The organism is Paraburkholderia kirstenboschensis, assembly GCF_904848585.1.
In the GTDB taxonomy this organism is placed as follows: domain Bacteria; phylum Pseudomonadota; class Gammaproteobacteria; order Burkholderiales; family Burkholderiaceae; genus Paraburkholderia; species Paraburkholderia kirstenboschensis.
Genome location: NZ_CAJHCR010000001.1, coordinates 897,297 through 919,822, shown reverse-complemented (window position 1 = coordinate 919,822; position 22,526 = coordinate 897,297). Strand labels below are relative to the sequence as shown.

Annotated in this window: 18 protein-coding genes; 6 read left to right on the top strand and 12 right to left on the bottom strand. The window is 62.4% G+C overall.

All coding sequences use genetic code 11. The annotated features are described in order from the left end of the window. Window positions 1–68: 68 nt before the first annotated feature. From JMY24_RS04165 to JMY24_RS04150, 4 genes are read right to left on the bottom strand one after another with little or no spacing between them, the layout of a single operon-like run. Window positions 69–275, bottom strand: a complete 207-nt coding sequence (locus JMY24_RS04165; RefSeq protein ID WP_128595371.1) for a hypothetical protein — start codon at window positions 273–275, stop codon at window positions 69–71. Continuing rightward, window positions 272–1,201 carry a hypothetical protein gene (locus JMY24_RS04160; RefSeq protein WP_128595372.1) on the bottom strand — a complete coding sequence of 310 codons (930 nt, stop codon included), beginning with the start codon at window positions 1,199–1,201 and terminating at the stop codon, window positions 272–274. The genes JMY24_RS04165 and JMY24_RS04160 overlap by 4 nt, the downstream gene beginning before the upstream one ends. A gap of 2 nt (window positions 1,202–1,203) precedes the next feature. Next, complete coding sequence (locus JMY24_RS04155) at window positions 1,204–2,439, bottom strand: hypothetical protein (protein WP_201701425.1); 1,236 nt, start codon at window positions 2,437–2,439, stop codon at window positions 1,204–1,206. Between the two features lie 9 nt (window positions 2,440–2,448). Continuing rightward, window positions 2,449–2,760, bottom strand: coding sequence for a hypothetical protein (locus JMY24_RS04150; protein ID WP_128595375.1), 312 nt, complete (start codon window positions 2,758–2,760; stop codon window positions 2,449–2,451). A 376-nt stretch (window positions 2,761–3,136) separates the two neighbouring features. Between JMY24_RS04150 and JMY24_RS04145 the strand changes: the two genes are divergently transcribed. Then, window positions 3,137–3,598, top strand: coding sequence for a helix-turn-helix transcriptional regulator (locus tag JMY24_RS04145; protein WP_236597311.1), 462 nt, complete (start codon window positions 3,137–3,139; stop codon window positions 3,596–3,598). Here JMY24_RS04145 and JMY24_RS04140 read toward each other — a convergent pair. Beyond that, on the bottom strand, window positions 3,576–4,868 hold the full coding sequence (locus JMY24_RS04140) for a tyrosine-type recombinase/integrase (RefSeq protein ID WP_128595376.1): 1,293 nt from the start codon (window positions 4,866–4,868) through the stop codon (window positions 3,576–3,578). The two genes, JMY24_RS04145 and JMY24_RS04140, sit on opposite strands and share 23 nt — an antisense overlap. A 196-nt stretch (window positions 4,869–5,064) precedes the next feature. Here JMY24_RS04140 and mutS point away from each other — a divergent pair, with 196 nt between their 5' ends. Continuing rightward, window positions 5,065–7,731, top strand: a complete 2,667-nt coding sequence (gene mutS / locus JMY24_RS04135; RefSeq protein WP_128595380.1) for a DNA mismatch repair protein MutS — start codon at window positions 5,065–5,067, stop codon at window positions 7,729–7,731. After that, the gene (locus tag JMY24_RS04130; RefSeq protein ID WP_201701424.1) at window positions 7,718–9,163 is read left to right on the top strand and encodes a hypothetical protein; all 1,446 of its coding nucleotides are present in this window, start codon (window positions 7,718–7,720) and stop codon (window positions 9,161–9,163) included. The genes mutS and JMY24_RS04130 overlap by 14 nt, the downstream gene beginning before the upstream one ends. Here JMY24_RS04130 and JMY24_RS04125 read toward each other — a convergent pair. Beyond that, complete coding sequence (locus JMY24_RS04125) at window positions 9,143–9,688, bottom strand: FKBP-type peptidyl-prolyl cis-trans isomerase (RefSeq protein WP_128587171.1); 546 nt, start codon at window positions 9,686–9,688, stop codon at window positions 9,143–9,145. The genes JMY24_RS04130 and JMY24_RS04125 overlap by 21 nt on opposite strands. A gap of 32 nt (window positions 9,689–9,720) precedes the next feature. Here JMY24_RS04125 and JMY24_RS04120 point away from each other — a divergent pair, with 32 nt between their 5' ends. Together JMY24_RS04120 and JMY24_RS04115 are read left to right on the top strand one after the other, a co-directional pair. Beyond that, window positions 9,721–10,971 carry a cupin domain-containing protein gene (locus JMY24_RS04120; protein WP_201701423.1) on the top strand — a complete coding sequence of 417 codons (1,251 nt, stop codon included), beginning with the start codon at window positions 9,721–9,723 and terminating at the stop codon, window positions 10,969–10,971. Between the two features lie 233 nt (window positions 10,972–11,204). Next, on the top strand, window positions 11,205–11,468 hold the full coding sequence (locus JMY24_RS04115) for a hypothetical protein (RefSeq protein WP_084166713.1): 264 nt from the start codon (window positions 11,205–11,207) through the stop codon (window positions 11,466–11,468). 185 nt (window positions 11,469–11,653) lie between these two features. Here JMY24_RS04115 and JMY24_RS04110 read toward each other — a convergent pair whose 3' ends face one another. The 3 genes from JMY24_RS04110 to JMY24_RS04100 all read right to left on the bottom strand — a co-directional run bounded on the left by JMY24_RS04110 (window position 11,654) and on the right by JMY24_RS04100 (window position 15,504). After that, a complete protein-coding gene (locus JMY24_RS04110) occupies window positions 11,654–13,918 on the bottom strand; it encodes an ATP-dependent DNA helicase (RefSeq protein WP_201701422.1) in 2,265 nt (754 codons plus the stop codon). 64 nt (window positions 13,919–13,982) lie between these two features. Then, window positions 13,983–14,201 carry a DUF465 domain-containing protein gene (locus JMY24_RS04105; protein ID WP_020065556.1) on the bottom strand — a complete coding sequence of 73 codons (219 nt, stop codon included), beginning with the start codon at window positions 14,199–14,201 and terminating at the stop codon, window positions 13,983–13,985. A gap of 178 nt (window positions 14,202–14,379) precedes the next feature. Next, complete coding sequence (locus JMY24_RS04100; protein WP_164853540.1) at window positions 14,380–15,504, bottom strand: hypothetical protein; 1,125 nt, start codon at window positions 15,502–15,504, stop codon at window positions 14,380–14,382. Between the two features lie 162 nt (window positions 15,505–15,666). Between JMY24_RS04100 and JMY24_RS04095 the strand changes: the two genes are divergently transcribed. Beyond that, window positions 15,667–18,015 (top strand): Tex family protein, encoded by a 2,349-nt coding sequence (locus JMY24_RS04095; protein ID WP_201701421.1) that lies wholly within the window; start codon window positions 15,667–15,669, stop codon window positions 18,013–18,015. A 154-nt stretch (window positions 18,016–18,169) separates the two neighbouring features. Here the strand turns inward: JMY24_RS04095 and JMY24_RS04090 are convergent, their stop codons facing one another. The 3 genes from JMY24_RS04090 to JMY24_RS04080 form a co-directional block, all read right to left on the bottom strand. Beyond that, window positions 18,170–20,056: a potassium transporter Kup gene (locus tag JMY24_RS04090; RefSeq protein WP_201701420.1), complete on the bottom strand. Its 1,887-nt coding sequence runs from the start codon at window positions 20,054–20,056 to the stop codon at window positions 18,170–18,172. Between the two features lie 327 nt (window positions 20,057–20,383). After that, window positions 20,384–20,974: a phosphoribosyltransferase gene (locus JMY24_RS04085; RefSeq protein WP_020065552.1), complete on the bottom strand. Its 591-nt coding sequence runs from the start codon at window positions 20,972–20,974 to the stop codon at window positions 20,384–20,386. A gap of 3 nt (window positions 20,975–20,977) precedes the next feature. After that, window positions 20,978–22,324 (bottom strand): adenylosuccinate synthase, encoded by a 1,347-nt coding sequence (locus JMY24_RS04080; protein ID WP_128595383.1) that lies wholly within the window; start codon window positions 22,322–22,324, stop codon window positions 20,978–20,980. Between the last annotated feature and the right edge of the window lie 202 nt (window positions 22,325–22,526).

The following is a 22,526-nucleotide window of genomic DNA, read 5'->3' as shown; positions in this document are numbered from 1 at the left end:
CCATCGCATCGCGGAAAGGTCGCCAAGCCGGCCATGGCCCGGATTTCGCGCCGGGCGCGTATTCCGAATCAGTGGGCCACCACCTTTTCGCGTAAGCGGGTCTCATCATCGAACTGATGCGTCGGCGAGCCATGAATCGGGCGGCGGCCGTGGACCGTCTCGATTGCTTTCAGTGCAAACTCGATTTGATGCGTGTTGACGTTCTGCCTCGCCCTGAAGCGGTCGATTAACTTCCATGCGAAATACAGGCCAACACGCGCACCCGGTTCGCTCATACGGCCACCTGTTCTGCGACCACCGCGCGCACGGCGGCACCGAACTTCCCATCGTCGGACAAACGCGCGAGCGCCATGATGCGGGCAAACGCATTGGCGTAGCCGTCCTGACGCACACGCTCTGCGGCCTTGCGCGCCTCATCGTCGGCGGGGCGCGCGGCGAGAAACTCCGCGACCTTGCGCGCACTCTCGGCCTTCACCGGATCGGGCTCGGCGACTTCCGGAACCCATTCGGTAGCGGGCTCATTCATGCGGCCAAGCGTGGCGCGCAACTTCTCGACCTCGCTTTGAATGCGGTTGCTCGGCGCGGGCGGCGCAGACAGTGCGGGCAGATTGCCGTCCGCGTCGTACGGAGGCACCTTGTCCGGGGGCGGCGGCAACAGTGCGGCCAGCACAACGCCCTGCTCTTTCGTAATGCGGCCACTGCGCACCCCATCACGCAGCGCCTCGCGGCGATACACGCCGTCATGATCGGAGCCGCTGCTGGACACGAACCATGCGGCACGCAAGCCCCCATTCTTCGCGGCCGTCACCATGCTCTCGTAACGCTCCACGAACGCCTTCGAAGCGTTGAAGCGTTCGCGCGCTTCGAGCAGCGGGCGCGCGACCTCGAACGCGGCCAGGTGCTCGCGGGTCGTCAGCGCGAACTGGCCGCCTTCGATCTGAAGCATTTCACTAAACGCGGTCGGCGCTTCAGGCCAGTCAGCCGGGTCTTTCGGCAACAGCGCAAGGATATCGGCAAGCACAGGCGTGCGGCGGCTGTTGCGCTTGTGGTGCTCAATCGCGTTGCCCACCTGCATGATGTTGTACGGCGTCAGGTGACCCATCCAGTCGTCAACCACGGCATCCAGCGGCGCGGGCTCGCGGTAGTTCGCGAAGCAGGTTTCGAGCGCCGTCTTGAACACGGCCTTGTCGTTGTTTTGCATGGTTAGAATCCTACGTCGTCGTCTTTTTGGGTATAGCTGATAAGCGCCGGGCGCTGCTGCGCGATTGCGAGCCGTGGGGCGTCGAACTGAATCACCTTCGCCGTTCCGTCGGCGTTGTACATATCCGGATGGTTGCGGCGGTTCTCGGCCTCTGCGCGTGCCTGCTTCGACATGAACCCGTTGCCCTGCTTGCCCGCCTGCACGGGTTGCAAATCCTTGAGGTACGAATCAGGGTAGAAACCGCCGTGCCCCTTCTCAGCGCAGTACGTCACAGCCTGCGCGAACGTGATGCCGACCTTGGCACCGTCGCTGCGCATGCGGTCGAACGCCGTCAGCGTCGGCGGCAGGCGCTTATCCTTGCGGACCTTCAGGAAGTCAGCCGCCACCTGCGAATCGACACCTTCAGCCAGCAGGTACGCAACCGAGTCGAACGTCTGCGCCTGAGATTTTTTGTCGACGGTCGCGGCCTTTGCTTTCGTCGCTGGCCTCTCAGGATTCGGCGGTGCGTCACCCAGCAAGTCCACTTGCGCCGGTTCCGATTTTTCGGGCACAGCTTTTTCGGATTCGGATTCGGATTCGGATTCGGATTCGGATTCGGATTCGGATTCGGATTCGGATTCGGGGGCGGGAGGGAGCGAAGCGACGCGCGCAGCGCTGCCTTTCTCCTTTACATTCCCTTCCACTCCATTCCCTTCCATTCCCTTCCCTTCCGGGGGTGAACACCCGTCGAACACTCCGGGATCGTTCGGCGATTGTTCGGCGAACACTTCGCGAACACCATCAGAACATTCGCCGTCGCCGTGGCTAGGGCTCGCCGCTTGTTCGCCTTGTTCTACCGTAGGCTTCGGTGCGCTTTCACCTTTCTTTGCGGCGGCTGCATTGGCCGCACGACGCCTCGCGACACCTGCGGGAACGGTTCCGTCGGGGCTCGGATGCTTGTATGTCGGTTGGTCGATCTTTTGATGATGCCAGCCGGTTACTTGCCAGTACATTTCGCCGATAGCCTCGTATTCCGATACGAGCCCGTGCTTAATCATTTCATCGACCAGCGCGCGAACGCCTGCGGATGAAAGGTCGTCATCACACGGGAACACTTCAGCCTTCAGGCGTTTAGCATTCGCAGAATGAATGCCCGCGTCATCGCAGAAATTCCACAGGCCAATGAATGCCAGGCGCGCATCGCGCGACAGCTCCATGACTTGGTCGGAAGTCCAGAATTCAGGTTTGATGATGCGCATACGAGCCATTTACGCACCCGCGCCGTTCGCGCCGTTGATCGGGTTGAGGTGAAGTGTGTAGTCAACACCCAAATTCGTACGGCGGGCCGAAACGTAGCCAAGCTCGCGCAATTCGGCGAATGCCTGGTAGACGATGCACTTTCCGGATTTGCGGCGGGCGTGCTGCGTCAGCGCGATTACGTCAGGGACGTTCGGCACGTAGCTTGGGGGTTTTGATGCGAGGAAGGTAAGGACGGCGCGACCATTCAGAGAAAGGCGCTTGTCCTCGGCGAAGCGGCGGAAGTCTTCAGCCGTTGCGACTGGTTGCGTTGCGGGTTGCATTGCTTCGTTCTCATTGAATTAACGGTTTCTCATGACGCCTCCTGGGGAACCCGGCCCGTTGCCGGTTGAGAAAGATTATGGTGGAGATTCCGCAATTCGACAAGACGAAACACAAAAAAACATCAACTAAATCAATGAGTTCTGCGTCATAAGCAGAAGTGAACGGTCATTCAAAATATTAAGTTATTGATCGACAAGCCGATATCGAGCATATGTAAATTTTCAACTTCAGCGGGCCGGGAAAGCGACGCGTTGGAAATCGTCCACACGCAGAAACGTCCCGTTGCGCGACGTGCGCGTTGATCGAATACTTGAGTCTCAGAGGGCGAAACCGCAGGTGCGGCGTCGCCCCTTTTTCGTTAACTGGACCGAACACATGAGCGAGAACCCACTTTTTTCCGCCTTTTTTGAAGGCTTCAAGCCAGCCCGCCAGCGCGAGCGTGCAGCACTTACCATCTATCGCGCGCTGGAAGCTCGTAACGAGGTCGCTATGCAGGACGTTGGCGGCGGATCGTCACACGCACCGGCACGCGCACCACGCCGCACGCGTACGACATCGCGCAAGCCAGCATCGGGTGACGGCGACTCGGATTCGGACGGCGACGGACCCGCGCGGCGGCGCGTTCAACCGCTGTTTTACGACCTGCCGGACGTGGCCGATGCACTGTCACTTTCGACGCGCGGCGTGCAGCGCCTGGTGCAGGAAGGGAGTTTTCCGAAGCCTCGCGCCATGAGTGCGAGGCGTGTGGCGTGGCTCGTCTCGGATGTGGAGCAATGGGCGATCAGCCGTCCGACCGCCGACATGCTCCCACCGGCTAATGCGGGTTGCCGGTCTTGATGGGCTCGGCGGCCAGTTCTTCGAGCCGCTCGGACAGCTTCGTCAGCCAGACTCGTTTCTCAGCGTCGTAGCCGTGCCGGTTGTACACGCCGACAATCCCGGGCGGCACGTGCCCAAGGATCGCCTCTGCTATTTCCGATGGACAGCCGAGCGCGGCGAGAGTGGTCCGGACGGTGCGACGCAAGTCATGGGGTGACCATTTTTCCACCGGCAGGCGCGGGCGCTCCCAGTTCGGGCGCGTCTTCGAATGAGGCATATGAAACCAGACGCTCGTCTGTATCACCTTCTGCTCGACGTGGCCGCCAGTCTCAGACGGGAACAGGAAGCCCTTGCCATGCACGCCCATGCGCCTACGTATGATCGTCTCAGCGCGGCCCACCAGCGGCGTCCGCATGTCGGTTGCGTGGGCTCGCTTCGCGTTCTTTGTCCTCGCCTTTGGGATCGTGAGCCAGAGACCATCTGGCTCCTCTGTGAGCCATGCGCCTTCGGTTGCGCATATCTCAGCGCCTCTTAATCCGGTCCAGAGGTAAGTCGTTAGAACATCATCCACCAGGCGGGACAGGTTCGGCAGCCACGGTATCAGCGTTCCGAGTTCGATGGCGCTCAGGACTCGCTTCGTGGTCACCCGCTCACCGGCCACGATCCGGCCAGAGGATTGCAACTTTCCGCGCAGTATGTCGCGCCAGTGGTTGCTTGCGTCTTCGGGGAGCCTGCCCGAATCCATCGCATAGGACCAAGCTGCGGCCAATTCCCTTTTTAGGTTGGCGGCCTGCACCGGGATCACCTCATGACTCTTGATCAGGTCGAATGCGTCGCGGCGCTTCACAGTCGTCGCATCCATGGCGGCGAACTTCCCGGGAACCATCTTAGCGAACATGCGGCGCACTTCAGCCGCGCCCTTCTCTTTGCGATGCACATTGACGTGCCCATGCACGTAGTCGCGCAGCACGTCGGCGACCGTCGGCGAGCCATCGACCTTGGCCGCACCCTCCGAGACCGCTGTGCGCGCCGTACGTCGCTCGGCGGCTGGGTCCTCGCCACTATCCCGAGCCGCACGCAGCTTCTCCCAGTTGTGGACGGCGGTAGCGACACTCATTTCCGGCCATGTGCCGATCTTCACCTGGCCGAGCCGACCATCAGGCGTGCGGTAGCGATACGTCCAAGTCTTGCGGCTGGCGCTCGCGATAAGCCGCAGGCCAGGCGATCCATCAATTAGAATGTGCTGCCCGGCAGGCAACAATTTTGCCGTTCGTGGGTCGAAACCTTTCATGATTTCAGTATAGGTTTCCCGGTGCAGCCCCATGCCGAGCCGGTATAGGTTTACGATACCACGGTCGAATTTTCCATACTAGCGAGTGGAATGTACTGACACATTGCGGCGCTTTCTGGCGCGAACAGAAGACGTATGCAGAACCGGCAGAACCAATAGGAGTAAGGCATTGCAGGCAGCAACCCCAGGCCCAGTAATGGATAACGAGAGGTCACACACGCCAATGATGCAGCAGTACCTGCGCATCAAGGCGGAGCATCCCGGCACGCTGGTGTTCTACCGGATGGGCGACTTCTACGAACTCTTTTTCGAAGACGCGGAAAAAGCCGCACGTCTGCTCGATCTCACGCTCACGCAGCGCGGCGCGTCGGCGGGCAATCCGATCAAGATGGCGGGCGTGCCGCATCACGCGGTCGAACAGTATCTCGCGAAGCTCGTGAAGCTCGGCGAATCCGTCGCAATCTGCGAGCAGATCGGCGACCCGGCCACGTCGAAAGGTCCCGTCGAGCGCAAGGTGGTGCGCGTCGTCACGCCGGGCACGCTCACGGACGCCGCGCTGCTGTCGGACAAAAACGACGTCTTTCTGCTCGCCATGTGCGTCGCGCACAACCGTCGCGGCGTCGCGACGGGCGTCGGCCTCGCGTGGCTGAATCTCGCGAGCGGCGCGCTGCGTCTCGCGGAAGTCGCACCCGATCAGGTGGCCGCGGCGCTCGAACGGATCGGCCCTGCGGAAATTCTGGTTGCCGACACCGCTGCGGATTCCGCGAGCTGGACGCCGCCCACCGGCGCGCGCGCACTGACTCGCGTGCCCGCATGGCATTTCGATGTCGCCTCGGGTACGCAACGTCTGTGCGATCAACTCGAAGTGGCGGGCCTCGACGGCTTTGGCGCGCATTCACTCACCTGCGCATGCGGCGCGGCCGGCGCGTTGCTGCTGTACGCGGCGGCCACGCAAGGTCAGCAACTGCGGCACGTGCGCAGCCTGAAGGTCGAGTACGAGTCCGAATATATCGGCCTCGACCCTGCCACGCGGCGCAACCTGGAAATCACGCAAACGCTGCGCGGCACCGAGTCGCCCACGCTGTGCTCCTTGCTCGACACGTGCTGCACGACCATGGGCAGCCGTTTGCTGCGGCACTGGCTGCATCATCCGCCGCGCGACCCGCTGGTCGCGCAGTCGCGTCAGCAGGCTATCGGCGCATTGCTCGAGGCGCCCGCGGGTGCGGACGTCGACTCGCTGCGCAGCGCGTTGCGGCACATCTCGGACATCGAGCGGATCACCGGCCGTCTTGCACTGCTTTCCGCGCGGCCCCGCGATCTGTCGAGCTTGCGCGATACCTTCGTCGCCCTCCCCGAGCTTCGCGCGAAGGTGGCGGCTGTTTCATCGAATGCGGATTCGCTCGCCCGCATCGACGTGTCGCTCGAACCGCCGCAAGCTTGCGTCGAGTTGCTCACGCGCGCCATTGCGCAGGAGCCGGCCGCCATGGTGCGAGACGGCGGCGTCATCGCACGCGGCTACGATGCGGAGCTCGACGAGCTCAGGGATATTTCGGAGAACTGCGGGCAGTTCCTGATCGATCTTGAAACGCGTGAACGCGCGCGCACCGGCATCGGCAATCTGCGAGTCGAATACAACAAGGTGCACGGCTTCTATATCGAGGTCACACGCGGCCAGACCGACAAGGTGCCCGACGACTATCGCCGCCGTCAGACGTTGAAAAACGCCGAGCGCTACATCACGCCGGAACTGAAGACGTTCGAAGACAAGGCGCTGTCCGCGCAGGAACGCGCACTCGCCCGCGAGCGTTCGCTCTACGACGCGCTGTTGCAGACGCTGCTGCCGTTCATTCCCGATTGTCAGCGCGTCGCGTCGGCACTCGCGGAGCTCGACCTGCTGACCGCCTTCGCCGAACGTGCTCGCGCGCTCGACTGGGTTGCGCCGAGCTTCTCGCCGAACGCGGGCATCGAAATCGAACAGGGCCGTCATCCGGTTGTCGAGGCGCAGGTCGAGCAATTCATCGCGAACGACTGCACGCTAACGCCCGAGCGCAAGCTGCTGCTGATCACCGGCCCCAACATGGGCGGTAAATCGACCTTCATGCGCCAGACGGCACTGATCGCGCTGCTTGCATATGTGGGCAGCTATGTGCCGGCGCGGCGCGCGGCGTTCGGCCCGATCGACCGCATTTTCACGCGCATCGGCGCAGCGGACGATCTCGCCGGCGGCCGTTCGACGTTCATGGTGGAGATGACCGAAGCCGCTGCGATCCTGAACGACGCGACGCCGCAAAGCCTCGTGCTGATGGATGAAATCGGCCGCGGCACGTCTACCTTCGACGGTCTCGCGCTCGCATGGGCCATCGCGCGGCATCTGCTTTCGCACAACGGCTGCCATACGCTTTTCGCGACACACTATTTCGAGCTGACGCAGTTGCCCGCCGAATTTCCGCAAGCGGCCAACGTGCATCTGTCTGCGGTCGAGCATGGGCACGGCATCGTGTTTCTGCACGCCGTCAACGAAGGCCCGGCGAACCAGAGCTATGGCTTGCAGGTCGCGCAGCTCGCCGGTGTGCCGAACGCAGTGATTCGCGCGGCGCGCAAGCATCTCGCGCATCTTGAACAGCAGTCGGCGGCGCAGCCTACTCCGCAGCTCGACCTGTTCGCCGCGCCGCTGCCAACGTTGCTCGAAGACGCGGACGACGAACGCGCCGCCGGTAGTGAAGCGGCTTCGCCATCGCCCGCAATGAAAGCGCTCGTCGAGCGTCTGCGCGGCATCGATCCGAACGATCTGCGGCCACGAGAAGCGCTCGATCTGCTGTATGAACTGCATGAGCTGGCCGCCGCGCCGGATGCCGATCACTGACGCACGCCGCTGTCTTTCGCAACGTCCGTGCCGACTCGGCGCGGCATTGACCATTGCCATTCCCATTACCTTTACGCAAGCGTGCGGCCGGGGGCGGTTCGCCGCCGTTTTCGCGTCTGTCTTTGCTTTCCTGTTGCCCGCAACGGCGACGTATGCGGCAGCGCCAGGCTATAGCTTCGCGGTCATCGCGAACACCATGCAAAGTCCCGCCGACGAAGCTCCGACACAGCGGCTGATCGATGCAATCGGCCGGGAACGCGGCGTGTCGTTCATCGTGTACGACGGCAATCTCAAAGGCCCGAAAGAAGCCTGCCGCGATGCGCTGTATGAACGCCGGCATGCAGTGCTGGAAACGTCGCGGCCCGCGCTATTTTTCATTCCGGGTCAGCACGACTGGATCGATTGCGCGAGCTCGCAGGCCGGAGGTTTCGATCCGGTCGAACGGCTCGACCAGCTCCGCCAGACGCTCTTCGGCGACGCCAACTCGATGGGCCAGAACGCGATTGCGTTGACGCGCGAGAGCGAGGTGTCGCGCTTTCGTCCGTATCGGGAAAATGTGCGCTGGCAAGCGGGAGACACCGTATTCGTCGGGCTGAATGTGCCGAGTCCGAACAATCATTATCTGACTGCCGGCGGACGCAACGGCGAGTTCGAAGACCGGGTGATCGCCAATGCATTCTGGCTCGAGCATGCCGGCGAATTTGCGAAGCGCCGCGACGCCCGCGCGATAGTTGTGTTCATTCAGGGCGATCCCGATCCCGAGCGCTATGAGCGGCCCGAGCGTTTCGCGTGGCTGCGCTTCGGGCGCAATCCGCGCCGCGACGGATTCCTGGAGTTCAAGCGCAGCCTCGTGAAGCTCGCGCAGATCTTCCCGGGCCCGGTGCTCGTCATCCACTCCGACGACGAACGCGCAAGCGCGGGCTTTGTGATCGATCAGCCGCTACGCAATGACAAGGGGAACCTGGTGACGAACCTCACGCGTGTCGCGCTTGCGCCGCATGACCGTCTTAACCAGTGGATTCAGATAGAAGCGGACTTCGGCAGAAAGCCGCCGTTTCGCGTGACCGTGCGCGACGTACCGCCGCAAATGCCGATGCCCACGGCGCCTCCGTTGCTGCGGGAGGAGTCCGCCGCCTCGATGCCGGCCGTGCCGTCGCTTGGGTCGTCGCCTGGGCCGTCGCTTGCGCCCTTACCCGCGCCGGCCTCGGACTTGCCGCCGCTATTTCAGACACCCGGCCAGCCGCAACCGGACTCTCAGCAACTCGACCAGTTGCCGCGCATTCCAGCCGACCAGGGCGGCGGCGGATACGGACCCGCCACGTCGGTTCCGCCTGCGCAAACAGTCCCGTCCGCGCAGCCGCGCATGCCGGGCGCCGCGGGGGCTTCCGGCACTCCCGGCGTGCCTGCAAGCTCAGTGCAGCGTAGGCCCTGACTTGCCGCTCTCGTCGTCAGCCTCGTCGTCTTCGTCGAGCACTTCGAGGCCGTCGGCGCCATGCGCGTGTTCATGCTGAATTTCGTCTTCGGTCGCCGGACGCACGTCTTTGACCGTCAACGCAAAACGCAGCGCCATGCCGGCTAGCGGATGGTTGCCGTCGAGCACGACTTTGTCTTCCGCGACGTCGGTCACCACGTAGACGAGCGAATCGAGGTCCTCGTCGCCTTCTTCCGGCGTGCCCTCGAACTGCATGCCGACCTCGAGCGGTTCCGGAAAGCGATTGCGCGGCTCGATCTTCACGAGGTCCGGATCGTACTCACCGAATGCATCTTGCGGCTCGAGCTGGATCTGGGTCTCGAAGCCGGCCTCGTGGCCGTCGAGCTCTTCCTCGATCTTGGGGAACGTGCCATCATAGCCGCCGTGCAGATAGACCATCGGCTCGTCGCTTTCTTCAATCAGATTGCCCTGCGCATCCGACAGCTTGTAGGCGACCGACACGACGGTGTTCTTTGCGATTTTCATTCGATTCTCCAGAATACAACTCACATTATACGATGCCCAAGCGGCCCACTGACCACCCGGCCGAAGCAGCTTCGGCACGCAATTCGTCATCGGCTAAAAAGCCGGCTACCGCGATTCTTCCGCCTTCGCCCGAAACACCAACGCCATTGCTCGGCAACCTCACGCCGTCGCAATTCATGCGCCGGTACTGGCAGAAAAAGCCCTTATTGATCCGCCAGGCGATTCCCGATGTCGAGTCGCCGCTCACGCGCGACGAGTTCTTTGAACTGGCGGACCAGGATGAGGTCGAAGCGCGCCTCATCACGCACTTTCGCAATAAGTGGCAACTTGAACACGGACCCTTTGCTCCGGACGAACTGCCGTCGCTCAAGCAACGCGCGTGGACCCTGCTCGTGCAGGGCGTCGACCTCTACGACGATCGCGCGCGTGCCCTGCTGGACCGCTTCCGCTTCGTGCCCGATGCGCGTCTGGACGATCTGATGATCTCTTATGCGACCGACGGCGGCGGCGTCGGCCCGCACTTCGATTCCTACGATGTGTTTCTTTTGCAAGTAAAAGGCAAGCGGCGCTGGCGCATCAGTTCGCAGAAAGATCTGACGCTGCAAGCGGGACTGCCGTTGAAAGTTTTACAGAACTTTGAGGCGGAACAAGAGTGGGTGCTGGAGCCGGGCGACATGCTGTATTTGCCGCCGCACATCGCACATGATGGCGTCGCCGAGGGCGAGTGCATGACGTGCTCGATCGGCTTTCGCGCACCGTCGGCCGGCGAGCTGACGGCCCAGTTTCTCTACCATCTGGCCGAACGCGGCGAAGCAAACGGGCAGCCCGGGGCGCTTTACCGCGACCCGCAGCAGCCTGCCGTAGACCGGCCGGCCGAACTGCCTGCCGCGCTGGTCGAACGTGTTGGCGCAATCCTTGCTGGCATCAAATGGAATGAGCAGGACATTGCGTCGTTCCTTGGCACGTACCTCAGCGAACCCAAGCCGAGTGTCGTCTTCGATCCGCCGCAAAGGCCGCTCAACAAGGCGCGTTTCATCAGTCAGGCATCGAGCTTAGGTGTGCGACTGGACCGCAAGACGAATTTGTTGTACAACCGCCGTTTTTTCTTCGTAAATGGAGAGAAAACGTCGTTCGACGGCGCGAAAAAATGGTTGTTTGATCTCGCCGATTACCGGTGTCTGAGTGCGAAACGCTTTGTAACACTCTCACACGATTCGTCGGTGACAGCACGGCTGCACGAGTGGTATTGTGCGGGCTGGATACGGATGGGCGAGCTTGCCTAGCCTCGCGTGTCTGTTATACACAGTACATAGAAATTTTGTATGAGAAAGACAACGTATTGACCCCGGATTTATGGATTGTCAGTACGAAAGTGCATATAATTTCCGCCCAAGCCGTAGGGAAGATTCCTGCTCGTCACAAGAGCGTCTCCACCAGCGGCCCAGGTCGGTGTTGGAGCACATTACCGGTATTATTTTGCGCTGTTGCTTACCTTTAACCATAAAAGGACGTGATCATGAAGAAATCCCTCCTCGTAGCATCCCTGTTGGCAGCTGTGGCACTGGCTGCATGCAACAAGAGCAACGACCAAGCCGCTGCCCCGGCTAGCGACGCAGCTGCCGCTTCGGCACCGGCTGCTGCTGCAGCTTCGGATTCGGCTGCTGCTGCTTCGGGTGCGGCTGCTGCTGCGAGCGACGCTGCTGCTTCGGCTACCACCGCTGCTTCGGACGCAGGCGCTGCCGCTTCGGCTGCTGCTCCGGCTTCGGGCGCAAGCCAGTAAGCTGTCGCGTAGGGTTCGCCTTAGGGCGAAAACTGCATCGGGAAATCGTCTCGATTTCCCGAGCGGTAAAACAAAACGCCACGAACTCACGTTCGTGGCGTTTTGTCATTCAGGCGCCGTTTTCGCTACGGCATTAATGCGATCGAAGCCGGTTATCGAAACGGAATGCGGCTATTGAAGCGCGGCTATTGAGCGGCCTCGCCGCTCTCTTCGAAAAACTCGCGCACCACCTCGATTTCACGTGTGCGCTTGAACGGCGGCAAGCTCTGCCAGATTCGGCGTCCATAAGGTTTTTCAACGAGACGCGTGTCGCAGATCATCAAGACGCCACGGTCGGTTTCCGCGCGGATCAGACGGCCCGCGCCCTGCTTCAGCGTAATGACAGCCTGCGGCAGTTGATGAACCGCAAACGGACTCAGACCTTTCTTCGTCAGCGCATCGAGACGCGCTGACAGAACCGGATCGTCAGGCGGCGCAAATGGCAGCTTGTCGATGACGACAAGCGACAGCGCGTCGCCGCGCACGTCGACGCCTTCCCAGAAGCTCTGACTGCCCACCAGAATCGCGTTGCCATAAGCGCGGAACCGGTCGAGCAATTCCGTGCGGCTTGCATCGCCCTGCACGAGCAGCGGATAGTTCCACCCGCGCGCTTCGATCACATCTCGCAGCTTGGCGGAGATTCGGTCCACGGCGCGCAGCGTCGTACACAACATGAATACGCCTCCACCAGACGCTTCGATCGCCGGCAAGGCTGCGTCGAACACAGCGTCGGTGAACGTCGGCGACGACGGCTGCGGCAAATTGCGCGGCACATACAGAAGCCCTTGCGACGGATAGTCGAACGGGCTCGGCAACGTCATAGAACGTTTGGCGTTGAGTCCCATTTGCGCGGCATAGTGCGCGAAATCGCCGCGCACCGACAACGTGGCCGACGTGAAGATCCACGCACGCGGCACGCCTGCGCGCTGCTTGGCGAAGATCGGCGCGACCGAGAGCGGCGTCTCGTGCAACTGCACCGTATGCGCGAACACTTCGATCCAGCGCACCTTCTCGTTGGGATCGGCACGCTCGCTCCGGCCTTCAGCGGAGCCGCTCTGAGCCGTGTCGACCGCCTGACGTTCGAGCTCGGTAGGCGGCGTCGTCCAGCCGGCAAGCACGCCCTGCAACTCGCGAGCGCGGCGCAGACAGGCGCCGATCGACTCGGCGCGTTCGGCTTGCGTTGCGAGCGCGGAGGTCAGCGCGTCGAGTTCGGTTTCGAGCGCTTCGAGTGCAGCAAACAACGGATGATCGTCCGGCAACTGACCGATCGACAAACGCACTGAGTCTTCCTTGAACGCGAGCCGCACGTCACGCGCGGCGCGTTCCAGTGTGGAACCGAGCTTGACCCAGTCGACCGCGTCACGTGCGTGACCCAAACCCTCGGCGACGCAATCGCGTGCGAGTTCCAGAAACTGCGCCGTGGAAAGCGTCTCGCCAAAAAACAGCGTGGCGGTTTCGGGAAGCTGGTGCGCTTCGTCGAAGATCACGGTGTTGGCCGTGGGCAGCAGCTCCGCCATGCCGGTATCGCGCAACATGATGTCGGCGAAAAAGAGGTGGTGATTGACCACCACGATGTCGGCCTGCTGCGCTTCGCGGCGTGCCTGCATTACGAAGCAGTCCTTGTAATGCGGACATTCCTGACCGAGACAGTTATCGCGCGTGGACGTGACCATAGACCACACCGCCGCGGTTTCCGGCACGCTCGCGAGTTCGGCCTTGTCGCCCGTGCGCGTGATCTTTGCAAACCGGACGATGTCCTGCAGATACGACGTTTCCTGGCGCGACGGCAAGCGGCCGTTGTCCGCCGTGCGCTGCAGATAGTAGTGACACAGATAGTTCGCGCGGCCCTTGAGCATGGCGACCGACACCGGCACCGCAAGCGCGTCGCGCACGGTCGGAATATCGCGCTGAAAGAGCTGGTCCTGCAGATGCTTGGTGCCCGTCGAAACGATCACCTTGCCGCCCCACAACATGGCGGGCACAAGATACGCATAGGTCTTGCCGGTACCGGTGCCCGCCTCGACGATCAGCGTGTTCTCGCCGCCATCCAGGCCCTGGGCTTCGTCGGCTTCTACCGTTTCGGCTGCGGTATCGGCAACGCCGGTTTGCAGGCGCCGCGCCGGACGCTTTTGCGCCTCGAACATTGCGGGCTCTGGCATCGCGCGGCCCGATGCTTCCATCGCGGCTGCGACGGCACGCGACATTTCGATCTGCGACGCGCGCGAGCGATAGCCGTCAATCTGCCTGGCCAATAAACCGTTGTCGGCGAAGATCTCGTTGATCTCCGCGGCGCGGCGTGGATTGAGCGACGCGCTCAGCGCGGACGCGGCGGGACGCGGCGCGGGTGTGCCGGTTTGTGACGCGTCGTCGGCGGCCGTCGCGCGGCCGGAAGTTTCAAGCTGTGAATTCAAGGCAAGCGTTTCCTGCAAAATCCGGCTCGCGCGGCGCGCGCCCGGCGCCTGCCAGGCCGCGAACTCAGGCGCGTACGTCCGGTTCGAGCTGCAATTGCAGCAAGATGATGGTGTCCTTGACCTTGAGTTTGCGCTTTTTCAGGCGCTGCAACTCGAAGTCGTCGATGCCGGGCTCATCCGACATTCGGCCGATCAAACGGTCGAGCCCACTGTGCTCGGATTCCAGTTGCAGAATCCGGTCGCGAAGTGTGTCCGCGTTGATGACGTGATGTTGATCGCGCATGCTCGCCTCCGCTCGACTGTTGCGTGGGCTGCATGTTCGCCATGTTCAGCCCGTTGCCTGAGGTTGCTGTCCGGCTCAAAACGCGCTACGACTTACGACTGCCTGCACGCATGCGCGCACTACTGCGATACTGCAACCGCGCAGGCGCCCGCCACACGAGCGCAACGCCGCGCGCGGCTCACTGTTGCTGCTGCTTCTGCTGCTCTTCGAGTTGCTTCTGCTGCTTCAACTGGTCCTGACGTTTCTGCTCCGCTTTTTCGGCGGCCTGCTTCTGGCGCGCTTCGATGTCGGCTTTGTGCTGGGCCGCATCGGCCTGCTTTTTCTCGAAGCTCTGCTGCTTCTCTACGCGTTCCTGAGCCTTTTGTGCGCCCTGCTGACGAGCCTCGTCGAGCTTGCGTTGAAAGTCGGCCTGCTTCTGATCGTAAGCCTGCTGATTGGCCGCGGCCTTAGACGGGCTGATGCCGCGCTTCGCCTCGTCGATTGCGTGCTGACGCTGCTTTTCCTCGTACGCCTGCGCGTTGGCGGCGCGCTGCGGCGCCTCGGCACTGCGCTGCGCCTCGTTCAACTGATGTTGACGCTGCTTCTCTTCATAAGCCTGGGCGTTGCGCGCGTCTTCGGCGGCGCGCTGCGGCGCGCTCGCTTCGTCCTGCGCGCGCTTGAGCTCCGCCTGCTCGTCACGTTTGCGGGCGCGTTGTGCACGCTCCTCGCCGTCGAGCGCGAGCTGCTCTTTGCGGATCTGCGCCTGCACCGTGCGCATCTGATCGCGCGCCTTGTTCAAGCAGTGATTGACGAAGAACGTGCTGTAGCAATTATGCTCGGCGACGCCGTAGCGGTAGTTGTTTTCGTCGCTGCGTTGGTTGAGCACTTTCTGCCGCGCGTCGAACTCGCTCTCTCCCGGCGTCGCGCTGTCGCCGCTCGCTGTGCTGTCAGCTCCGGCATTCACTGAGCCATTCGTTTCGCCACCGACGCCACTGCCCTGCTCCGCCGATGCCGCGCCTCCGGTTGCCGAGCCCACGGGCTTGACGGTAGGCGCAATAGCGCCGCTTTCAGGCGCTACGGATTGCGCCGAAGCAGGCGCCGATAACGCGAACGCGGCAGCCATCAGGCACGCCGCGCACGACACCACGAACGCCCTGCCGGAAACCGGCGTGCTCACTTCGGCGCCACGCGTCACTCGCCCACGCGACGTGAACGGCCAGCGCACTGCGAACGGCGGCAAATGTGGCGAGCGGGAGACCGGGTGCGAGCCCAGGCGGTTGAAAGAAAAGGAGATTGGCAACGTCGTAGAGGGGCAACGGAACATGCCCGAAATTCTATCACCCCCGGCGGTTGAGCCCTTTGGCATTTGTGGCAAAATGCCCCGCTCTAGCAACCTGGTCGCAGCGCGCACGCACTGCGTGCCCGGCGCCGCAAGGCGCCGCCGGCGCACGGCCCTTGACCGAGTCCGCAGGAAACCCAAGAGCTTATGACGGAAACCGTAGCACTCAAGATCGTACAGCGCATCGCCGCCGAACTGTCCGTACAGCCGCGCCAGGTCGCGGCCGCGGTGCAACTCCTCGACGAAGGAGCGACTGTTCCGTTCATCGCCCGCTACCGCAAGGAAGTGACCGACAATCTCGACGACACGCAGTTGCGTAACCTCGAGGAACGCCTGCTGTATCTGCGCGAACTGGAAGACCGGCGCACGGCGATCATCGCGAGCATCGACGAACAGGGCAAGCTCACCGACGAGCTGCGCAATGCGATCGAGGGCGCCGACAGCAAGCAGGTGCTCGAAGACCTGTATCTCCCGTATAAGCCGAAGCGCCGCACTCGCGCACAGATTGCCCGCGAAGCCGGCCTGCAGCCGCTCGCCGACGCGCTGCTCGGCAATCCGCTGCTCGACCCGCAAACGGAAGCCGCCGCGTATGTGGACGCCGAGAAAGGCGTCGCCGACGTGAAGGCCGCGCTCGACGGCGCCCGCGACATCCTCTCCGAGCAGTTCGGCGAAACCGCTGATCTGCTCGGCAAACTGCGCGATTACCTGTTCAATCAGGGCGTGGTGTCGTCGAAAGTGGTCGAAGGCAAGGAAACCGCTGAAGAAGAGAAATTCCGCGACTACTACGACTACGCGGAAACGATCCGCACGGTGCCGTCGCATCGTGCTCTCGCCCTTTTCCGCGGCCGCAATGCGGGCGTGCTGATGGTCAAGCTGGGCCTCGGCGAAGAACTCGACGCACAGGTGCCCCATCCGGGCGAAGCGCTGATCGCACGTCACTTCGGCATTGCCAACCAGAACCGTCCGGCCGACAAGTGGCTCTCCGACGTGTGCCGCTGGTGCTGGCGCGTGAAGGTTCAGCCGCACATCGAAAACGAACTGCTGACCAACCTGCGCGACGAAGCCGAACACGAAGCGATTCGCGTGTTCGCGCGCAATCTGAAGGACCTGCTGCTGGCCGCACCCGCGGGGCCGAAGGCCGTGATCGGCCTCGATCCGGGCATGCGCACCGGCGTGAAGGTCGCGGTGGTCGATCGGACCGGCAAGGTACTCGCCACCGACGTGATCTACCCGCACGAACCGCGCCGCGACTGGGACGGCTCCATTGCGAAACTCGCGCGCATCTGCGCGCAGACGCAGGCCGAGCTGATCAGCATCGGCAACGGCACGGCGTCACGTGAAACGGACAAGCTCGCGAGCGAACTGATCGCGCGTCATCCGGAATTCAAGCTGCAGAAAATCGTCGTGTCCGAAGCCGGCGCGTCGGTGTACTCGGCTTCCGAACTGGCCGCCAAGGAATTCCCCGACATGGACGTATCGCTGCGCGGCGCGGTGTCGATCGCGCGGCGTCTGCAAGACCCGCTCGCCGAACTCGTGAAGATCGAGCCGAAGGCAATCGGCGTCGGGCAGTATCAGCACGACGTGAATCAGCGCGAACTCGCGCGCTCGCTCGACGCGGTCGTCGAAGACTGCGTGAACGCCGTGGGCGTGGACGCGAACACGGCGTCGGTCGCCCTGCTCGCGCGCGTGTCCGGGCTGAACGCCACGCTGGCTCGCAACATCGTCGATTATCGCGATGCGAACGGCCCGTTCCCGTCGCGCGACCATCTGCGCAAGGTGCCGCGTCTCGGTGACAAGACGTTCGAACAGGCTGCGGGCTTCCTGCGTATCAACAACGGCGAGAACCCGCTCGACCGCTCGTCGGTGCACCCGGAAGCGTACCCGGTCGTTGAACGGATCCTCGCGAAGATCAACAAGCACGTTGGTGAAGTGCTCGGCAATCGGGATGCGCTGCGCGGCTTGTCGCCGGGCGAATTCGTCGACGAACGTTTCGGCCTGCCGACCGTGCGCGACATTCTGCTCGAACTCGAAAAGCCGGGCCGCGATCCGCGCCCGGAGTTCAAGACGGCGACGTTCCGCGAAGGCGTCGAGAAAGTCAGCGATCTGACGCCGGGCATGGTGCTCGAGGGCGTCGTCACGAACGTCGCGGCTTTCGGTGCGTTCGTCGACATCGGCGTGCATCAGGATGGGCTCGTGCACGTATCGGCAATGTCGACGAAGTTCATCAAGGACCCGCACGAGGTCGTCAAGGCCGGACAGATCGTCAAGGTCAAGGTGCTCGAAGTCGATGTGAAGCGCCAGCGTATTGCGCTCACCATGCGCCTCGACGACGAGTTCGGCGCGGCGGCTGCGCGCAGTGGCGGCGGTGCCCAGCAGGATCGCGGCAACTTCGGCCGCTCGGGTGGCAATGGACGCGGCGCGCCGCAACAGCGCTCGCGCGAACCGGAAGCAGGCGGCGCAATGGCTGCGGCATTCGCGAAGCTGAAGCAGAAGTAAGAAGTCCGTGCGTTCGGTGTAGAAGCGCTTATGCACCACTGAACGCGCGCCTTCCACCACGCGTCAGCCAACAAAAAACCCACGCATTTGCGTGGGTTTTTTGTTTCCAGCGGGGCATTTCGCGATGCACACGGACAAGCCACACTCTGTGCCGTCAGATCTCGATCTTCGTACCCAACTCCACAACGCGATTAGCCGGAATACTAAAGAAGTCCGTCGGCTTGGCGGCGTTCTGGTGCATCCATGCGAAGACACGCTCGCGCCACACCGACATGCCTGGCAATTGTGTCGGCACGACCGTTTCGCGCGCGAGGAAAAACGACGTGTCCATCAACTCAAAGGTCATGTCGTTCGTGCGGCCGATTTCGGTGAGCACCGCCTTCACGTCCGGCGTCTCGTTGAAACCGTATGCGGCCTTGACGAGATACAGACCACCGTCGATGTTCTTCACCGTCACCCGCTCCGTGTCGTTCACATACGGAATGTCGCGTGTGACGAAGGTCAGGAAGATCGTGCGCTCGTGCAACACCTTGTTGTGCTTCAGATTGTGCAGCAGGCTGACCGGCACGAGCGAATCGCTGCCCGTCAGATAGATCGCCGTACCCGAAACACGATGCGGCGGATGCGCGAGGAGGCCTTGCAGGAACGGCATCAGCGGAATACCGTCGGCGGCCGTGCGCTCTTTCACGATCATCCTGCCCTTGAACCATGTCATCAGCAGGAAGAACAGCAGCGCGCCGATGCCGAGCGGCAGCCAGCCACCCTCTTCCACCTTCAGCAGATTCGCACCGAAAAAGCCTAAGTCAATCGTAATGAACACGGCGATGATCAGCCCGACGAGGAACTTGTTCCAGTTCCACACCTTCACCATCACGACACAAGCGAGGATGGTGGTGATGACCATGGTCGCGGTCACCGCAATGCCGTATGCGGCCGCAAGATTGTCCGAGCTCTTGAACGCAATCACGATGCACAGAATGATGAACAGCAGCATCCAGTTCACCACTGGCACATAGATCTGGCCGATTGCGAGTTCGGATGTGTGCAGGATCTTCATACGCGGCACGTAGCCGAGCTGGATCGCCTGGCTCGTCAGCGAATACGCGCCTGAAATCACCGCCTGCGAAGCAATCACGGTGGCGACCGTCGACAGTACGACCAGCGGCAGCAACGCCCATTGCGGCGCGAGCAGGAAGAACGGATTCTCGATCGCCTTCGCGTCGTGCATGAGCAACGCACCCTGGCCGAAATAGTTCAGCACCAGCGACGGCATGACCAGCACGTACCAGCCCATGCGGATCGGCTTGGCTCCGAAGTGGCCCATGTCCGCGTAGAGCGCCTCGGCGCCCGTCAGCACCAGCACCACCGAACCGAGCACGACGTACGCTTGCAGCACATGCGCAGCCATGAAGGTGTACGCGTAATACGGGTTCAGCGCACGGATCACATTCGGCGATTGCACGATATGCCAGAGCCCGAGCGCGGCAAGCACCACGAACCACAGCAGCATGATCGGGCCGAACAGCCGGCCGACCGTGGCCGTGCCGTGCCGCTGGATCCAGAACAGCAGCACGAGGATCACCATGGTCAGCGGCAATACGAGATGCGACAGATGAGGCGCCGCAATCTCCAGGCCCTCGACTGCGGAAATCACCGAAATGGCTGGCGTGATTACCGCGTCGCCATAAAACATGCAGGCGCCGAAGATGCCGAGCATCATCAGCAAGCCGGCCATTTTCGATTTCTCGTCGAGCGAACGCAGCGCCAGCGCCATGAGCGCAAGCACGCCGCCCTCGCCGTTGTTGTCCGCGCGCATCACGAACAACACGTACTTGATGCCCACCACGATCACGATGGCCCAGAACAGCAGCGAAATCACGCCCAGGATGGATTGATCGGTGAGTGGGATGCCATGCGACGGGCTGAAGGCTTCTTTCAGCGCGTACAACGGGCTCGTGCCGATATCGCCGAACACCACCCCGATCGCAGCGACCGCGAGGGAAGGCAGTGGCTGTTTGTGCACGTGATTGTTATCTGTCATAAACGCGAGGAAATCCGTTCCCAGGGCGGAAAAAACGACCGCTATTCTAAACCGCCTGCCTGAAGCCGCCCGGCTTGTTGTGGATACACCACGTGGATGGTCCGCGCAGTGTAGCACTGCGATATGTGCGCGTCTGCTGTGCGAGTCGCTGTGCTGCGAATGTCATCGCACGCTGCGAAGCGTAGACGCCGCTGACTGCGCGCGCATAAAAAAACGGAGCCCAATCGGGCTCCGCTTCGGATGCGTTGCATGGACACGGTGCAGCACTGAGTGCCGCTAAACGTTGCGATGCCCGCCGCGCATGTACGGCACGTGCGGCACATCTCATCAGTTTCCCGAGGACTCCTGCGCTTGCGCGACGCCGCGCTTGATCCACGCGCCGAGGTTGTGCGGACGAACGGTGTCCCACTCCTCGAACGGCTGATGAATCCACGGATTCGTAGGCAGATACTGCACGTGATAATCGGGCTTCACTTTCGAACACCCTTTGTACCAGAGCACTGCCGAACGCACCGCCGTGATCGCCGGATAGCGCTCTTTCAGATGCTGCTGAACACGTGCGAGCGTCACGCCCGAATCGACGAGGTCGTCGACGAGCAGCACGTTGCCGTGCAGTTCGCCGCGCGTCATCGTGATGTATTGCGCGATGTCCAGTTCGCCCTGCTCCGTGCCGGCCGCTTCGCGATACGAACTCGTGGCGAGAATAGCCAGCGGCAGATCGTAGATACGCGAGAGCTGGTCGCCCACGCGCAAACCGCCGCGCGCGAGGCACAGGATCTTGTCGAACTTCCAGCCTGACTCATGCACCGCCATGGCGAGCAATTCGATCAGCCGGTGATATTCGTCCCAGCCGACCCAGAGGTTCTTGTCGTCGTTGCGCGGATCTTTCATCGCAATCATGGGGAGACCTTGCACCATCGCTTAAGCCTTGAACGGATGACGAAGCAGAATGGTCTCGTCGCGGTCCGGACCCGTCGACACCATGTCGATAGGAATGCCCGCCACTTCCTGAACGCGCGACAGATACGCACGTGCGTTCGCCGGCAGCTTGTCCCATTCCTTGATGCCGACGGTGCTTTCCTTCCAGCCCGCGAAGGTTTCGTACACCGGCTCGCAGCGCGCGACTTCCGACGCGCCGCGCGGCAGCAGATCGACGTTTTTGCCGTCCACCGTGTAGCCGACGCAGAGCTTCACTTCTTCGAGACCGTCGAGCACGTCGAGCTTGGTCATGCACAGGCCCGACACGCCATTGATCTGGATCGAGCGGCGCAGTGCTGCAACGTCGAGCCAGCCGGTGCGGCGCGGACGGCCGGTGACCGAGCCGAATTCCTTGCCGACGGTGGCGAGTTCCAGGCCGATCGCCTCCTGACGCGCGGCGTTGTCCGCGTCGTACAGTTCGCTCGGGAACGGACCCGAACCGACGCGTGTGCAGTACGCCTTCGTGATGCCAAGAATGTAGTTCAGCTTTTGAGGACCGACGCCCGCACCCGAAGTCGCCGCGCCCGCGACGCAATTGCTCGACGTGACAAACGGATAGGTGCCGTGGTCGATGTCGAGCAGCGTGCCTTGCGCGCCTTCGAACAGCAAATTGCTGCCGGCGGCGTTCGCGTCGTACAGACGGCGCGATACGTCGGTGACCATCGGCTTCAGACGGTCGGCATAGCTCAGCATCGTGTCGAGCGTTTGCTGGAAGTCGACAGCGGCGACGCCCAGGTACTGCGTCAGCACGAAGTTGTGATAGTCCAGATTTTCGCGCAGGCGTTCAGCGAAAGTCTCCGGCTCGAAGAGGTCTTGCACGCGCAAGCCGCGGCGCGCCACCTTGTCTTCGTATGCGGGGCCGATGCCGCGGCCGGTAGTGCCGATTTTGCTCGCGCCACGGCGCGCTTCGCGGCCCTGGTCGATAGCAATGTGGTACGGCAGGATCAGGGTGGTGGCTTCGGAAATGAACAGGCGTTGCTGAACGTCGACGCCGGCGGCTTCGAGTTCGCCAATTTCCTTGAACAGCGCTTCCGGCGACAACACGACGCCATTGCCGATGTAGCACGCGACGCCGGGATGCATGATGCCCGACGGAATCAGACGCAAGATGGTTTTCTTGCCACCGATGATAAGCGTGTGACCGGCATTGTGACCGCCCTGGAAGCGAACGACGCCGTGGGCGTGGTCCGTCAACCAGTCGACGATCTTGCCCTTGCCTTCATCACCCCACTGGGTCCCCACGACGACGACGTTACGCCCGGGGTTCACATTCACTGCGCTGGCAGACATGTTGTTTCGTAAGCTGGTTAAAAACGTATTCTACCTAGGTTCGCGGAAGCATCCGGAATTTTTCCGTTTCCGCTCAACGGTATGCACGTTATGGTGGGTATTGCCAAGAAGCGCGGTTTCTAACCGCGCCGCGTTCGGCGACTCATGCACGTTGCGTGCGAGGCGCTCCGATAGGCCGGCAGAAATAGCTCTCGAGCGGCTC

Bases quoted from the DNA above. Each gene is read 5' to 3' on its own strand.
- JMY24_RS04095 (WP_201701421.1), top strand. From the start codon at position 15,667: ATGACGGAAACCGTAGCACTCAAGATCGTACAGCGCATCGCCGCCGAA.
- JMY24_RS04145 (WP_236597311.1), top strand. From the start codon at position 3,137: ATGAGCGAGAACCCACTTTTTTCCGCCTTTTTTGAAGGCTTCAAGCCA.
- mutS (WP_128595380.1), top strand. From the start codon at position 5,065: ATGGATAACGAGAGGTCACACACGCCAATGATGCAGCAGTACCTGCGC.
- JMY24_RS04090 (WP_201701420.1), bottom strand. From the start codon at position 20,056: ATGACAGATAACAATCACGTGCACAAACAGCCACTGCCTTCCCTCGCG.
- JMY24_RS04130 (WP_201701424.1), top strand. From the start codon at position 7,718: ATGCCGATCACTGACGCACGCCGCTGTCTTTCGCAACGTCCGTGCCGA.
- JMY24_RS04160 (WP_128595372.1), bottom strand. From the start codon at position 1,201: ATGCAAAACAACGACAAGGCCGTGTTCAAGACGGCGCTCGAAACCTGC.
- JMY24_RS04105 (WP_020065556.1), bottom strand. From the start codon at position 14,201: ATGCGCGATCAACATCACGTCATCAACGCGGACACACTTCGCGACCGG.
- JMY24_RS04120 (WP_201701423.1), top strand. From the start codon at position 9,721: ATGCCCAAGCGGCCCACTGACCACCCGGCCGAAGCAGCTTCGGCACGC.
- JMY24_RS04125 (WP_128587171.1), bottom strand. From the start codon at position 9,688: ATGAAAATCGCAAAGAACACCGTCGTGTCGGTCGCCTACAAGCTGTCG.
- JMY24_RS04100 (WP_164853540.1), bottom strand. From the start codon at position 15,504: ATGTTCCGTTGCCCCTCTACGACGTTGCCAATCTCCTTTTCTTTCAAC.
- JMY24_RS04165 (WP_128595371.1), bottom strand. From the start codon at position 275: ATGAGCGAACCGGGTGCGCGTGTTGGCCTGTATTTCGCATGGAAGTTA.
- JMY24_RS04155 (WP_201701425.1), bottom strand. From the start codon at position 2,439: ATGCGCATCATCAAACCTGAATTCTGGACTTCCGACCAAGTCATGGAG.
- JMY24_RS04150 (WP_128595375.1), bottom strand. From the start codon at position 2,760: ATGCAACCCGCAACGCAACCAGTCGCAACGGCTGAAGACTTCCGCCGC.
- JMY24_RS04115 (WP_084166713.1), top strand. From the start codon at position 11,205: ATGAAGAAATCCCTCCTCGTAGCATCCCTGTTGGCAGCTGTGGCACTG.
- JMY24_RS04085 (WP_020065552.1), bottom strand. From the start codon at position 20,974: ATGGTGCAAGGTCTCCCCATGATTGCGATGAAAGATCCGCGCAACGAC.
- JMY24_RS04080 (WP_128595383.1), bottom strand. From the start codon at position 22,324: ATGTCTGCCAGCGCAGTGAATGTGAACCCCGGGCGTAACGTCGTCGTC.
- JMY24_RS04140 (WP_128595376.1), bottom strand. From the start codon at position 4,868: ATGAAAGGTTTCGACCCACGAACGGCAAAATTGTTGCCTGCCGGGCAG.